Source organism: Rhizobium acaciae (assembly GCF_025941625.1).
Classification (GTDB): Bacteria; Pseudomonadota; Alphaproteobacteria; order Rhizobiales; family Rhizobiaceae; genus Rhizobium; species Rhizobium acaciae.
The window spans coordinates 379,049-393,880 of the sequence record NZ_JAPCZO010000001.1; the positions used below are offsets into that span (position 1 = coordinate 379,049).

A 14,832-nucleotide genomic window follows, 5' to 3' on the forward strand; every position below is an offset into this window, starting at 1 on the left:
CCCGACACGTGCTCAAGCGGCTTTCCAATCGGCGGGTACCAGTCAGGTTCAGCCGAGCCTGCCTGCGGCATGAGCGAGCATCGTGTAGACCTTGCCCGTATCCGAGGTGAGGTAGGACTGCGTTACCGTCCGGTTCGGGTCGGTGCGGGCGACGTCGGCGAGCAGCTTTTCGAAATCACCAATGTAGCGGTCGACGGCGGTGCGGAACTCCGGTTCGCGGTCATATTTGCGCTTGATCTCGTCGAAGGTCTGCTGGCCCTTCAGCGTGTAGAGGCGGCGGGTGAAGACGTCGCGCTCGCCGCGCTGGTAACGGCGCCAGAGATCGACCGAAGCGTCGTGGTCGATGGCGCGGGCGATATCGACCGAGAGCGAGTTCAGCGATTCGACGACGTGGCGCGGATTGCGGCTGTCATTGCTTCGCGCGGCCGGCGCGGCAGTTTCCGCCGGGCGGGCCGGAACACGGGCGGCCGCGGCCTCGTCGGCGGCCTCCTCACGCGATGCGCCACGCAGGAGATCGCTGATCCAGCCGCCGCTTTCCGGACGAGCCGGCTCCTGGCGACCTGTTTCCGGGCGGCCTGTTTCCTGGCGAGCGGGGGCAGGCTGCGGCGCGGCGCGCTGGGGGGCGGCAGCCGGCGCGGATGGTGCGATCGTTCCGCGCAGACCTGTCGCTTCGATCGGCGGGGGTGCTGCCGGCTGCTGCGGCTGGGCTGCGACCGGCTGGGAGGGACGTGGGGCCGGCTGCACCTGGGCGAGCGTGCGGGCAACGGGCTCGGAGATCTCGAGCTGCTGGCTGGAGCGGCCGACGAGCTGGGAGATATCCTGCAGCGCCTTGATCTGCTCGGCGACGGCCCGGCGCATGGCCGAGGCGCTTTCCTTGGCCTCTTCGGGAAGATCGAAGGCGCCGCGCTTCAGTTCGGCGCGGGTGGCGTCGAGCTCGCTGCGGATGTCGGCGGCGGAGCGGCGGATATCCTCGGTGGCGCCGGAGAAGCGGCCGACGGCATCATCGATCGCCTCGCGCAGCGCTTCCCGCATGTGCTGGGCGGCGCCGTCGGAGGCGCGGCCGGCTTCGCCGAGCATGCGCTCGACTTCCGACAGCGAGGCGGTGAGGCCGCCGCGAATGCGATTGGAGAGATCGCCGGAACGGCGCTCGACATTGGCAAAGGTGCCGTCGATCGTCGTATTGGCCTCGTCGCCGGCGCGAGTGATCGCCTCGCGCATCGTCTCTGCCGCTTCCTGGGCGCGCTTCTCGGTTTCGGTGAGAATGCGGCCAATATCGGCGAAGGAGGACTGCACGCCCTGGCGCAAATTGCCGGTAACCTGGCTGGAGCGTTGCTCTGCCCGCTCGAACACGGTCTCGATCATGCTGCCGAGGCCTTGCATGGTCTTTTCGATCTCGGCCGAGCGCGAGACGAGGCCGACCGAGAGCGTCTGCAGCGCGCTCTCGCGCTCTTCGAGCGTCGAGGCGAGGTTGGACTGGGCGGCGCCGAGAAGCTGCGAAGCCTGGGTCAGAACCTTGGAGTGTTCGTCGAAGCGGCCGATGATGCCGCCGACCTGTGCCAGCGTCTGGCCCGAGATGTCGGAGAGGCGGTCGACCTTGCCTTCGAGAAGCCTGGTCGAGGCGGAGACCATTTCAGCGGCCTTGGTGGCGGAGTCGGCAAAGCGCGTGGTGGTATCGCCGAGACGGCCGTCGACGCTAGCCAGTTGCTCGGCGGCGCGGTTCATCATCATCGCCATCGCCGCGCTGCTTTCCGACATGCGCTCGACGAGGCCGTTGACGTTGCCGACCAAGCTGTTCTCGATGGCGCTGACGGCATTGGCGACATTCTCGGTGCGGGCGGCAACGGCGCTGGCGAGCGCTTCGTTTTCGGCGCGCAGGCGGTCGGCGCTGAGGTTGGCCGCGGCGGTGATGCGGGCGGCGGCCTGCTCGCCAGCATCGGTGTAGCGGTCGATGATCGGGCGGGCCGTCTCGTCGAGGATGCGCGTCAATTCGACCGAACGGCCTGATAGCATCGAGTTGAGGTCGCGGGTGCGCTCTTCGAGCGTCGAGCGGATCGAGTTGCCGCGCGCTTCGAGCGCCCGGTCGATCTCGGAGAACGTCGTATCGATCTCGCGGGCACGCTCTTCGAGGTTGGTGCGAATGGCGCTGCTGCGGGCTTCGAGCGCCCGGTCGACATCCGCCATGGTGGCGGAAATCTCACTGCCGGCGCCCGACAGTGTCGAGCGGATGGCGTTGCCACGTGTCTCCAGAGACTGGCCGGCATCCGACAGCACCTTGGAGATGGCATTGACTTGCGTGCCGACGATGGTCTCGGCCTCGGCGACCTTGTTGACGATGGCGTTGCCGGCTTCCGAGAAGGTTTGGGCGACGGCAGCGGCCTGGCTTGCCAGCCGGTTCTGAGCTTCGGCGACGCGGGTGACGATCTGCGACGAGCGCTCATCCATAGTGCGGGTGAATTCGTCGCTTTTCGTATTGAGATCCTCGGCGAATTGCTGGCCGGTCTTGCCAAGCAGTTCGGTGGTTCTCGTCGCTTCGCCTTCCATTCCCTGGGCTGCGTCGGCAACCGCGCTGCGCAGCGTCGAGGCGAGGCCGGCGGCCTTGCCTTCGATGGTGCGGTTGACGGCCTCGAGGCCGACGGTCAATGCACGGTCCATGGTAGAGAGGCGTTCCTCGATGCGTTCATTGCCACGGTCGAGAGTTTCCCCAAGGCTCGTGGTGCGGCCGTCGATGGCGCCGGTCAGGCTGGTGGCGCGGCTGTCCAGCGTCTCGGCCAGATTGGCGGTGCGGCTGTCGATCGCCTGAGTGAGGTTTGCAGCACTGCCTTCGAGCGTCGCCGAGATGCGCTGCGTGGCGTCGTCGCTGAGCGCGCCGATACGGGAAACGCCGTCGGCAAGCACGCCGGAAAGCTGACCGCTGGCGGCTTCGACCCTTTCTGCAACGCCGCCGACGCCGTCGCGGATGCGGGTCTCGATCGCCGCAAGACCGGCTTCCACACGCGATCCGGTTTCTTCAAAACGGACCGTCAGGCTTTCGACCGACCGATCGAGATGGGCGGACAAGTCCTGAGTGGAACTCGAAATCGCGCTTGCAGCCTCCTGGAAGCGGCCGGCGATCTGGCCGGCGCCGGCATGCATGCGATCTTCCAATGTCTGGGCGCCGGCATCGATCGCCTGGCGGATCGCGGCCTCACGGTGCTCCAGCGATAATTCGAGCATGCCGACGCTCGTCGCCACCGAGGTACCGATGCTGGTCGCCTGTTCGGCCAGCGTATCGCTGATCAGCGCATGGGCCTGGTTCAGCGACAGGTCGATGGCGTTGGCGCGGTCTTCGAGCGTCGTGCGGATGCGCTCATGGGCAGAGGCGAGCCCGCCCTCGATGCGCGCTGCAGCCTCGTCGGCGAGGCCTCCGAGCCGTGTATGTGCATCGGTCAGACGGCCTTCGATGCGGCCGGTCAGGCCGCCGACGAGATCCTCGAAGCGGGCGCCGCCGGCATCGAGAACGCCCGAGAGGGCGGCACTATGTTCGGAAAGCGCATTTTCGAGCCGCTGCTGATTGTCGGTATAAGCGGTGCGGATTGCATCAGTCTTGTCGGAGAAGGCGCCGGCCACTCGTGCCTCGGCACCGGAGACGGCCTCCATGATGGCGTTGCTGCGGGCTTCGAGCACACTGTCGAAGCGGCTCTGGTTATCGTCGAGCGAAATGGCAAGCGCCATGGTCTTTTCGTCGAGCGTATCGGTGAGCCGGTCGTGGGTTGCCGTTACGGCGCCGATGATCGCGGCGGTGCGGTGGCCCAAGGCTTCCTCGAGGCGGGCCTGGCCTTCGCTCAGCGAGGTGGCAAGCGCGGCCGCCTTCTGGTCGAGTACACCGTTCAGGCCGACATGCGTGCCGGAGACCGCATTGGTGATCGCATCGGCGCCTGTTGTCAGCGTCTCCTCGAGACGGCTCTGGCTCTCGTTCAGCGAGATGGCAAGCGCCATCGCCCGATCGTCGAGTGACTCGGACAGGCGGTCGTGGGTGGCGGAGACCGCAGTCAGGAAGGATTCCGAGCGGCTCTCCAGCGTATCCTGCAGGCGGCTCTGACCCTCGTTCAGGGAGGCGGCGATCGCCGTCGCCTTTTCGTCGAGCGTTTCCGAGAGACGGTCGTGCGTGCCGGACACGGCCTTGAGGAAGGCTTCGGAGCGTGCTTCCAGCGTGTCTTCGATCCGCGATTGGCTCTCATTGAGCGAGATAGCGAGCGTCATCGCCTTCTCGTCCAGCGTCTCGGACAGACGGTCATGCGTGCCGGAGACCGCATTCAGCAGGGCCGCCGAGCGGGTTTCCAGCGTGTCTTCGATCCGTGTCTGGGTTTCGTTGAGCGAAATGGCGAGGGCCATCGCCTTTTCGTCCAGCGTCTCGGAGAGACGATCATGGGTGCCGGAGACGGCGTTCAGCAGGGCTGCGGAGCGGGTTTCGAGCGTATTCTCGATACGGGCATGGCCTTCGCTCAGCGAGGTGGCAAAAGCTGCCGCCTTGCCGTCCAGAGTCTCCGAGAGACGATCATGGGTTCCGGAGACGGCGTTCAGCAGCGCTGCGGAACGGGTTTCCAGCGTCTCCTCGATACGGGCCTGGCTCTCGTTCAAGGACATGGCGAGCGCCATCGCCTTTTCGTCGAGCGTCTCGGCAAGACGGTCGCGCGTGCCGGATACAGTGTTCAGCAGTGCCTCGGCGCGCGTTCCAAGCGCATCCTCGATGCGGGCATGGCGCTCGTCGAGCGAGGTCGTAAGGGCCGCCGCCTTGCTGTCCAGCGTTTCCGACAGGCGATCATGCGTGCCAGACACGGCGTTGAGGAAGGCTTCGGAGCGGGTCTCGAGCGTATCCTCGATGCGGGCCTGGTTTTCGCTGAGCGAAATGGCGAGCGCCATCGCCTTCTCGTCAAGCGTCTCGGAGAGGCGATCATGGGTGCCGGAGACGGCGTTCAACAGAGCCTCGGAGCGGGTCTCGAGCGTGTCCTCGATGCGCGCCTGGCTCTCGTTCAGAGAGATGGCAAGCGCCATCGCCTTTTCGTCGAGCGTCTCGGCAAGACGGTCATGGGTGCCGGAGACGGCATTGATAATGGCGTCGGAGCGGGTCGTCAGCGCTTCTTCGAAGCGACCGTGATGGGTGGTCAGTGCCTCCAAAAGTGCGCCGCCGCGCTCTGCCATGACGCTGTCGATACGGCCGTGGGCCGTGCCGAGCGCCTCGCTGATTTCGGCCGCACGGGCGGTAAGCACACCGCTCAGCTCTTCGGCGCGACCGCCGAAGGCAGCGGTCACCTGCTCGGTGCCAGCGGCAACGGCAGTCGTCAGATCGGTGGTGGTGGTGCGCAGCGTGTCGCGGAATTCGGCCGAGCGTGTCTGAAGGTTGTTCTGCAGCTCGGAGGTGCCGGTCGCAAGCGTCAGCGCGATTTCCGAGGTGGCGCTCTGCAGCGCCGAGTTCAGTTCGCCGGTGCGGCTGGTAAGCGCCGTAGTGATTTCGTCCGCCCGGCTGCCGAGCGTGCTTTCCAGCACTTCGTGGCCGGTGGCGAGCGCGGTGGCGAGCGCCAGCGACTGGTCGGTCATAGACGAACCGAGCCGGTCGATGCCGGAGCTCAGAATGCCGTCGATTGAATCCGAGCCGCCGGTCAGCGTCTCGTTGATACGGGCGAGGCTCTCCATCAGCTTGGTGTCGAGCGAGCCGGTGCGTTTGTCGAAGGCGCTGGTGAATTCGGAGACGCGTTCGTCGAAGGCGGTCGAAAGCTGGGCAACGGTCGTCTGCAGCCGCTCCTCGAAGAAGCCGGAGCGCACGTCGAGATCCATGACGGCGTCGTCGGCGGTGGTCTGCAGGCTCTGGCGGAAGCTTGCGCCCTTTTCGTCGAGCGCGCTGTTCAGCTTGAAGAGTACGTCGTCGAGCGTGCCGCCGATGGTGCGTTCGCCTGACGTCAGGCTCTCGTTGATCTCGCGGGTGCGGGCGATCAGGATCTCGTTGAGTTGGTGGGTACGCTCATTCAGCGCCGCATTCAGCTTTTCGGTGCTGCTGTCCATGGTCGAGGCGCGCGTCTCGAACTGGCTGAGCAGCCTTTCGCCATGATCGTTGAGATTGACGGAGAGGGCTTCGAGGCGGTTGTCGAATTCGGTGGCCAGCGCAAAACCCGACGCGTTCAGTGTCTGCAACAGGGTATCGGTCTTGGCTGCGAGCAGGCTGCCCATCGACTGCAGGGCGCTATCCGACTTTTCCAGGATCGTCGCGGCGCGCGTATCGATCAGAGAGGCGAAGGCTTCGCCCGATGTGGCAAGCCGCACCGCGATCTCTTCGGTCGCAAGCGACAGCTCTTCCTTCAACTGGTCGTGCACGCTGCCGATCGAGGTGCGGATACGGTCGGCATGGTTGACGATCGCCTCGCGCTCGGAGCCGAGTTCGTGGACGAGACCGCGAACGCGCAACTCGTTGTCGGCGTAAGAACGTTCAAGCGCATTGACTTCGGAATGGACGAGCGTTTCCAGCTCGGAGGCACGCGCGATGGTGCGCTCGATGCCTTCATTCATGGCCGAGACCTCACGGCGCACGGCCTGGCCGACGGTCATGATGCGCTCGGAGGCGATGGTTTCCGGCTCTGCTAGGCGCAATGCCACCTCTGCCATGGAGCGGGCGGCGTTGCGCATGTCCTGGGCGCGGGAGATCATGATGGCGAAGGCATAGAACATCATCACAGGAATGATGATGCCGACGAGGCCGGCAATGACGCCGGGCAGGGCGACGAGATCGGCGAGCGAACGGATCTGCCAGATCTGCGGAGCATAAAGCAGCGACATCAGGCCAAGGCCGGCCATGACCCAAAGCACGGAAAACAGGGTGGCGGTGCGCACCGCCGAGCGGCTGGAGGCGCCGTCAAAGGATTTCAGGATCGAGGCGGGCGTATTACGGCTGGCATCGTTGGCGGGCGCGAAGGCCGGACCCCTGGAAGCCTGCTCGCCGGCGGCACCGCGGCGGCTGCGGCGCTGCGCTTCTTCCTGGGCCTGCTGGTTACGCGCATTTACTGGATCAGACACATTAGCCTCCGGGGCCTGGGGCGCGTCGCCGCGGCGAGACGGTACGTTATCCTTGCTAAAGTCGATCTGGAGCGCCTCGTCCAATGCCTTGAACGCCTTGTCCTCAATCGACTCGTTATATTTGTTGTTCGCCATTCGGTTATGCCTCGTTACTGTCAGCCAGTCCGACAGCGCATCCTGGGCTTCCGCCTCACCCGGGAACAACTTTGCCGTTCCAGCCTTCCATCCCAACGAAGGACGGATAAGCATGTCATTTCAGAGTAGATAGCCGCTTTTTCAAACGGAAGGTATCAAAACACTACCATTATCCACTCGCTCGGCAAAGGCGCGTACCATAAACCCGCTCCACCAGTATCGTAGTGACACATCTGGGCTCTTCACACAATTAATGAAGGCTTGAGATTCATGGCGCGTTAACCCGTTGTTAACACCTTTGAATCCCAGGCGCGGCTTAAAAGCCAATAGTTTAGGGATATTTAACGGATGTTAACCATATGGTGAGATTTTCGCCCCGAGTGTGCCGGAATTTAACGTGATGGCCACCCTCCTGTCGCAGAACTGTTGCAACTGCGGACGACAGAGACGGGAGAATTGGCAATGGCAGCCCAGATGGCAGCATTGAACATCGTATTCGAGGCGCCGGATAATGCAAAGGGACCATGTCCCTCAAAGGTCCGGCCGATCGATCTGGTCCATCTCGCAAAGCAGACGATGGGCGATAAGACGCTGGAACTCGAAGTCCTTCAGATGTTTGCGCGCCAGGCCCGGGCGTGCCTTCAGGATATTGCCAGCGGCGAAACCATCCGTATCGGCGCAGCCGCGCATCGGCTGAAGGGCGCGGCAAGCTCGGTCGGCGCGTTCCGGGTGTCGCAGACGGCGGAAGCCGTCGAGGAAAACGGCGGCGATGCCGGCGCGACGGCAGCGCTCGGTGCCGCCGTCATCGACGCCGAGAATTTCATCCTGAAGCTCTGCCGCGGCTGATCTCTAAGTTTTATTCGATGCATCTCGTTGTCCCAAAACCGCTGCGCACTTTTGGGCAAAGTGCATAAGATACCGTTCGAACGAGGCCCGTTGTTCCATTGCGGAACCGCGGGTCTTTTTGCGACGTCCCTTATGACGCTTTGAAGACGGCGGGCGAATGTCCGATCTGCGAGGCTGTGGCGAATTTCCCCAATATTGACTGATGCGTCGAATTGTCGGAAGAAAATCCGCCCACCCACCTGAAGACCGGAAATAGACCTGATGCCCAAACTTACCATCGTCGCCTTCGACGGCACGCGCTTCGACCTCGACGTCGACCAAGGCTCCACCGTGATGGAGAATGCCGTGCGCAATTCGGTGCCCGGCATCGAGGCGGAATGCGGCGGCGCCTGCGCCTGCGCGACCTGTCATGTCTATGTCGACGAGGAGTGGACGGAGAAGGTCGGCCAGCCGGAAGCGATGGAAGAGGACATGCTCGACTTCGCCTTCGATGTGCGCCCGACCTCGCGGCTGTCCTGTCAGATCCGGATGAAGGCTGTCTATGACGGGCTCGTGGTGCACGTGCCGGAACGCCAGGCCTGAAGCACGCTGCGCTTCAAACATCGTCGAAAAATTCGATACCAAAAAAAGACGCCTCGCGCGCTAGAGCGAGCGAGGCGAGGCGGGCGCATTACCTACGGATGAGGGAGGAACATCCGCGGCTTCGGAACGCGCCAGGAGAACCCAGCGATGAAAGTGCAGATGCCATACCTGCACTTTCGAATGTGTTCATATTAACGCGTTCCGGTTGAGTCTGCCAGGATGAAAAATGACCAGTGAATCGCTGGGGAGGGTGCAAGTTTCGCACAAGTTTCGTTATGCAGCTAAGGGTTTCCGCTCGCAATCAGACTGAAAAAGCCTTATTTTGCGCCTGCTCGACCATTGATTCGATTGTTCAGCAACCTCAGCATCCGCTTTTGGAAATTGACCGCCTCGACCCGGTCGAATCGCGCCTGCTGCCGGTCGTGCTCCTCTATACCGCGAGCTGATTCGTCGGAGACGAGTTCCTGCATGGCTTCGCAGCTGCGCTGCTGCGGCAGCGCCCGAATGGCGCGCTCCATGGCGCGGGCCTGGTCGCGGGCGATCTCGGCATGGCGCTCCTCGTGGCGCTTGATATCGCTCGACAGCGCGTCCCAGATCATCGACAGCTCCTTGCTGGCGCCCTTGCGGCGGCTCCAGCGCGGCAGGATGATCTGGGTATGGACCGTGACCTTGACGTTGCCGACGCGGCAGCGCCCATTATTCTGAATATAGGTTGCCTCGCCGCCGAAGCGGATCTTCGTAGCGCCGGGATGGCGTGCCGAGGAACCGCTCGCCGTCGGGCCGCGCCGGCTGAGTTCGCGGTCGAGCTCATCCGCGGTTTTGCCGCGAATGTCGAAATAGGAATAGCTTTTCGATGCGATCACTTCGGCTGCCGACGGGCTGCAGAGGGAAAGAGCAATGGAAAAGGCGATAGGAACGACCATATAACGCACTGCAAGCGGCATTCTGAACGCAACCCGTGTTGAAATCGGCAGGAGCTTGGGGCATAGCCACCCCAAGCGCAATATCAGATGGCGCTTTTTTCGTCATCAATGGGATAAGTCTGGTGACAGGGCTCGAAGGCAGCATATGGCGTGTCGGCCATGGCCGGGAGATCGAACTCGGCCGTCGTTCGGTGATCATGGCGATCATCAACGTGACGCCGGACTCCTTTTCCGACGGCGGACGCTTTGAAACCGTCGATGCGGCGGTCGAACAGGCGCTGCGGGCGGTCAGCGAGGGTGCCGGCATTGTCGATATCGGTGGCGAATCGACCCGGCCGAACGCAGCAACCGTCAGCCCTTCCGAGGAGCAGGCGCGCGTGCTGCCCGTCATCGAGGCACTGCGCGCGCGCACCCAGGCGCTGATCTCGATCGACACCTATCGCGCCGAAACGGCGCGGCTTGCAATCAGTGCTGGCGCCCATATCGTCAACGACGTCTTCGGGCTGCAGAGGGAGCCCGATATCGCTGATATTGCTGCGGTGACCGGAGCCGGGCTCTGCATCATGCATACCGGCCGCGACAGGGTAAAGCTTGCCGATGTGATTGCCGATCAGGTGCATTTCCTCGAACGATCGCTTGATATCGCCGCTGCATCAGGCGTCAACCGCGACCGCATCGTGCTCGATCCGGGTTTCGGCTTCGCCAAGGAGACGGCGGAGGAGAACCTGGAGCTGATGGCGCGGTTTTCCGAACTTTCCCGCTTCGGCCTGCCGCTGCTCGCCGGCATGTCGCGCAAGCGCTTCCTCGGTACAGTGACAGGGCGTGAGGCGCAGGGGCGGGATGCGGCGACGGCTGCGACCAGCGCGCTGCTCAGGCTTCAAGGAGCTGCGGTTTTCCGCGTGCACAATGTCGCAATCAACAGGGATGCGCTGGATATCACCGATGCTATGCTCAATGCGCGCCAGGAATTCGAGAGGAAGCGGCCGACATGACCACCTACACGATCACGCTGCAGAACTGCGCCTTCTTTGCGCGCCACGGCGTGCATGACGAGGAGGAATTCCTCGGCCAGCGTTTCTTCGTTGATGCCGAGCTCGATGTCGTCGCCGGCGAGGCGCTGGAAAGCGATTCGATCAACGATACCGTCAATTACGGCATCGCCTTCACCGTGATCGAGCAGATCGTCACCGGCAAGCGGCGCTACCTGATCGAGTCCCTGGCGCTCGATATCGCCAAGGGGCTCTGCGAGACATTCCCCCAGATCCGGCGAGCGAAGATCACGGTGCGCAAGCCGAACGCGCCGGTGCCCGGCGTGCTCGATTTCGTGCAGGTGAGCGTTGAACACTTTGCCTGAGGCCGCATTGCAATCCGCCACACTCGGCCTCGGCGGCAATATCGGCGACCCCGTGAAGGCGATGGCTGCGGCACTGCAGAGGCTCAACGGACGGGATGACTGCCGGGTTAGCGCGGTCTCGCGGCTCTATCGCACGCCGCCCTGGGGCAAGACCGACCAATCGTTCTTCTTCAATGCCTGCGCTGCCGTCGAGACCAGGCTGGAGCCCGAGGCTTTGCTTGATGTCTGCCTGTCGATCGAACGGGAGATGAAACGCGAGCGCATCGAGCGCTGGGGTCCGCGCACGCTCGATATCGACGTGCTGACTTATGGCGACGTGATCCAGGACGCACCGCGGCTGGAACTGCCGCATCCGCGGATGACCGATCGTGGTTTCGTGCTGATGCCGCTTGCCGATATCGCGCCGGGTCTTCCGGTCAGGGGTAGGGCGGTCAGTGACTGGCTTGATGATGCCGAGGTGACCGGCATCGAGATCGCCGACGACAGCCGCGACTGGTGGCTAAGCGCCTGAAGCAGGGAAACGGAAAACGGAAAACGGCGAGAAACCCGCCGCTTCAGGAAAATCCGCTGTGCGGTTTGTCTACTGGATGGAACCGACGGCCATCTCGTCGACCTGGCGGGTCAGCGTCAGGCCGATGACCGGGATCATCTGGCTTTCGACCTTGACCGAAACGGTGACGTTCATGGTCTTGTCGTCGCGCACGCGGGCAATCATCGCACCGTTCAGCTTGGCGCGGTTGATGCCAACGACGACGGTATCCTCGCTGACGGCGCCGGAGACGACGTCAAGGCCCTTGCCGGCGGCGCCGTCGAGGAATTTGCCCTTGTAGCTCGAGCCCGACTGAGAGATGACGGCGGTCATCGGCTGCTTGAAGACGCCGACGCGGCAGGTGCCGTCGAGCTTGATGCCGGCGCTGCTGTCGCCAGTGGGCTCGCCGATCAGGTTGCAGGTGAACTTCGTGCCCTTGTACTTTCCGGCGACGATTTCACCGGGGCCCTTCCAAGAGCCGGCGACGGAATCGAAGAAGGCCTTGTCACGGGTCGCAGCGGTGGCTGCCGGTGCGGCATCTGCGACGGGAGACAATGCCGCGGCGGCCAAGCCGCATACGATGAGAAACTTGCGCGAATACATGGATTTTCCTTGGCAAACACCACTCACGAACTGGCTGCAAGTTTTGCCGAAGAATGGTTAATCCTTCCTTTCGATTGTGCCGAAATGCAAGGTGGCACAGGGTTTTCGCGCGGCATCGATTTTAAAACATCCTCACCAAAGCATTGAAACTACTAGAATTTCTTCGGCATTACGCTGGGGGAGGCGAATACGGCGGATTCGCCGCTTCGTTCAAGGATTGTTGCCGCGTGGCGACATGGAGGGGGTGAGATCGCCGATGAAATCACCGATTCCCGGCCGCTTCAGGGCGCGGAAGGCAAGCGGGCGGCAAAGATCCATCGCCGCGATTCCGATGCGGGCGGTCATCAGGCCGTTGATGACGCCTTCGCCGAGCCGGGCCGAGAGCTTCGAGGCAAGCCCATGGCCGAGCACCTGCTGGACCAGACTGTCGCCAACGGCGATCGAGCCGGTGACGGCGAGATGTGCCAGCACGTCACGCAGCAGGCGGAACATGCCGAGTGTGCCGGGCCGGCCGCCATAAAGCTCGGCCATGGCGCGGATGAGGCGCACCGCCTCATAGAGCACGTAGAGCAGGTCGACCACGGCGCGTGGGCTGACGGCGGTGACGATCGAGACACGCTTGGAGGCGTTGACGATGAGCGCGCGGGCCTTGCGATCGAGCGGAGTGAGCAGTTCCCGTTCGGCGAGCGCGATCAGATGCGGGGGATCGATGACCTCGCCCTCGGTCGCCTTCAGCGTCGCGCGACCCTTCGATGTCTCAGGATTTGCCGACAGCAGCGTGGTCAGCTGGGCGACGACGGCGCGCGCCTTGCCCGGCCGAGTCTCGAGTATCGCCGCCTCGGCTTCGGCCTTGATCTTCTGGACGGCGGCAAGGCGCATCAAGCCGATGGTTTCGCGGATGACGAGGGTAAACACCGCAAGGATACCGACCGCCAGCACGGCAAGGGCGGCATAACCTAGCCAGTCGGCGCGGGTGAAAAGTTCGCGGATCAGGCTATCGGTCCAGAGGCCAATGGCCAGAGACAGCAGGATGCCGAAGGCGACGGCGGCGATTTTGCCGAGGGAGGTCCGCCGCTTACGCGGCGCTGCAACGGGGACGGCGCTCAGATCCTTGTCGGGATTGAGGAAGGGATCGTCCTCATCAGGCGTCACGACGATATGCTCGGAGAAGCTTTCCGGCTTGCGCCGCTCACCTCCTTGCCGGCCGTTGTCACGCCGCTCGGTGGCTTCGTCCTCATAGATGAAGGCGGCGGGCGCGCGGCGCGGCGGATCGGACGGGGGCTTGCTCATGCGAGACGGTCTCCGAACAGGAACTGCATGGCGCGGTCGAGGCGGATATGCGGCACCGACAGCTTGATGCCGCCACCGGTTTCCTCGAGATGCGGCGGGCGGAACCTGACGACGTTGACGTCGGGTAGCTGCAGGCCGGTCTCGCCCGAGGCGATGCGGTCGAACAGGCTTTCCGGATCTTCCGGCAGGTCGCCGGGGAAGATCGCGGTCTTTCTCTCCCCGTCGAAACGCTCGCCGGCGATGGTTTCGCCCTCCATCGGCGTGCCGACGATGACCGGCAGTTCATGGCCGTCACGTTTGACCATCGCCTCGCGGGTGGCGCGCACGGACGCAAGCGCCATGACGTCGATGCCGGCGCCGGCCATGCCGATGCGGTCGATGGCGCGATCCACCAGGCGGCGGGTCAGAGCATCGAGCCGGTCGTGGCTTTCATGGTGAAGGTGATCGGCCTTGGTGGCGGCGACCAGCACGCGGTCGATGCGGCGCCCGAGCAGCGAGGAGAGCAGCGAATTCGTACCGGGGCGGAAGCAGGCGAGCACGTCGGTCAGCGCGCGTTCCAGATCCTGCACGGCTTCAGGGCCGCGGTTCATCGCCTGCAGCGCATCGACCAGGACGATCTGGCGGTCGAGTCGGGCGAAATGTTCGCGGAAGAAAGGTTTGACGACGACGGATTTATAGGCCTCGTAGCGCCGCTCCATCATCGTCCAGAGCGAGCCGCGGCCGGGACGGCCGTCCGGCGGCAGAGCCAGCGGCGCGAAGGTCAACGCCGGCGAGCCGTCGAGATCGCCGGGCAAGAGCAGACGGCCAGGCGGCAGGGTGGAAAGCGAGCGTTCGTCGGCTTTGCAGGCTTTGAGATAATCGGCAAAAGCGGTGGCGAGGTCGCGGGCGACCATCTCGTCGGCGCCGGCGTGGATATCGGCGGCGCGCGTCAGCGCCAGCCATTGCCGTGACAACTCGGTGCGGACGCCGCTTTCGGCAAGCGCGATCGTCTCCTCGCTGAACGTGCGATAATCCTTGCCGAGCAGCGGCAGGTCGAGCAGCCATTCGCCGGGATAATCGACGATATCGATCGACAGGCGGCCGGGCGAAAACAACCGGTTCCAGCCGCTGGCGCTCTGATAATCCAGGGTGATGCGCAGTTCGGATATGGCGCGGGTCGAATCCGGCCAGATACGGTCCTTCACCAGCGCGCGGATATGGTCCTCGTACTGGAAGCGCGGCACGGCATCATCCGGCTGCGGCTCCAGCCGCACCGCCGAGACGCGGCCGGATTGGACCGGCTCGAACAGCGGCAGGCGGCCGCCATGCAGCAGATTGTGAACCAGCGAGGAGATGAAGACCGTCTTGCCGGAGCGGGAGAGGCCAGTAACGCCGAGCCGCACGGTCGGATTGACGAGGCCGCTCGCCCGGTCGGCGAAATTGTCGAAGGCGATGCGGGCGTCATCGGCAAAGGATGTCAGTCGTGGCGGCAAGGCGCGATTCCGGTTGGTGACTGCCCCGCAATATAGGGAGGGCGCGCCGCCGGCGAA

At 64.0% G+C, this 14,832-nt stretch carries 11 protein-coding genes; 6 read left to right on the forward strand and 5 right to left on the reverse strand.

Annotation, left to right across the window (positions count from 1 at the left end; all coding sequences use genetic code 11):
- Positions 1-48 precede the first annotated feature (48 nt).
- Positions 49-7,176, reverse strand: coding sequence for an apolipoprotein A-IV repeat region-like domain-containing protein (locus OLZ32_RS01920; protein ID WP_264395406.1), 7,128 nt, complete (start codon positions 7,174-7,176; stop codon positions 49-51).
- Between the two features lie 462 nt (positions 7,177-7,638).
- On the opposite strand from OLZ32_RS01920, the gene OLZ32_RS01925 reads away from it, so the two are divergent.
- Positions 7,639-8,022 (forward strand): Hpt domain-containing protein, encoded by a 384-nt coding sequence (locus OLZ32_RS01925; protein ID WP_003540152.1) that lies wholly within the window; start codon positions 7,639-7,641, stop codon positions 8,020-8,022.
- Positions 8,023-8,283: 261 nt separating this feature from the next.
- Positions 8,284-8,604: a 2Fe-2S iron-sulfur cluster-binding protein gene (locus tag OLZ32_RS01930; protein ID WP_003540151.1), complete on the forward strand. Its 321-nt coding sequence runs from the start codon at positions 8,284-8,286 to the stop codon at positions 8,602-8,604.
- A 317-nt stretch (positions 8,605-8,921) separates the two neighbouring features.
- Here the strand turns inward: OLZ32_RS01930 and OLZ32_RS01935 are convergent, their stop codons facing one another.
- Complete coding sequence (locus tag OLZ32_RS01935; protein ID WP_003540150.1) at positions 8,922-9,548, reverse strand: DUF922 domain-containing Zn-dependent protease; 627 nt, start codon at positions 9,546-9,548, stop codon at positions 8,922-8,924.
- A gap of 101 nt (positions 9,549-9,649) precedes the next feature.
- On the opposite strand from OLZ32_RS01935, the gene folP reads away from it, so the two are divergent.
- From folP to folK, 3 genes are read left to right on the forward strand one after another with little or no spacing between them, the layout of a single operon-like run.
- A complete protein-coding gene (gene folP / locus OLZ32_RS01940; RefSeq protein ID WP_264395407.1) occupies positions 9,650-10,519 on the forward strand; it encodes a dihydropteroate synthase in 870 nt (289 codons plus the stop codon).
- The gene (gene folB, locus OLZ32_RS01945; protein ID WP_003540148.1) at positions 10,516-10,881 is read left to right on the forward strand and encodes a dihydroneopterin aldolase; all 366 of its coding nucleotides are present in this window, start codon (positions 10,516-10,518) and stop codon (positions 10,879-10,881) included. The genes folP and folB overlap by 4 nt, the downstream gene beginning before the upstream one ends.
- Positions 10,874-11,392 (forward strand): 2-amino-4-hydroxy-6-hydroxymethyldihydropteridine diphosphokinase, encoded by a 519-nt coding sequence (folK, locus tag OLZ32_RS01950; RefSeq protein ID WP_264395761.1) that lies wholly within the window; start codon positions 10,874-10,876, stop codon positions 11,390-11,392. The genes folB and folK overlap by 8 nt, the downstream gene beginning before the upstream one ends.
- 69 nt (positions 11,393-11,461) lie before the next feature.
- On the opposite strand, the gene OLZ32_RS01955 is transcribed toward folK, so the two are convergent.
- Positions 11,462-12,013, reverse strand: a complete 552-nt coding sequence (locus tag OLZ32_RS01955; RefSeq protein WP_264395408.1) for a hypothetical protein — start codon at positions 12,011-12,013, stop codon at positions 11,462-11,464.
- A gap of 9 nt (positions 12,014-12,022) precedes the next feature.
- On the opposite strand from OLZ32_RS01955, the gene OLZ32_RS01960 reads away from it, so the two are divergent.
- Positions 12,023-12,160, forward strand: coding sequence for a hypothetical protein (locus tag OLZ32_RS01960; protein ID WP_264395409.1), 138 nt, complete (start codon positions 12,023-12,025; stop codon positions 12,158-12,160).
- Between the two features lie 63 nt (positions 12,161-12,223).
- Here OLZ32_RS01960 and OLZ32_RS01965 read toward each other — a convergent pair whose 3' ends face one another.
- Together OLZ32_RS01965 and OLZ32_RS01970 are read right to left on the reverse strand one after the other, a co-directional pair.
- Positions 12,224-13,303, reverse strand: coding sequence for a YcjF family protein (locus tag OLZ32_RS01965; RefSeq protein ID WP_264395410.1), 1,080 nt, complete (start codon positions 13,301-13,303; stop codon positions 12,224-12,226).
- A complete protein-coding gene (locus tag OLZ32_RS01970) occupies positions 13,300-14,775 on the reverse strand; it encodes a YcjX family GTP-binding protein (RefSeq protein WP_264395411.1) in 1,476 nt (491 codons plus the stop codon). Before OLZ32_RS01970 ends, OLZ32_RS01965 begins: the two co-directional genes overlap by 4 nt.
- Positions 14,776-14,832 lie beyond the last annotated feature (57 nt).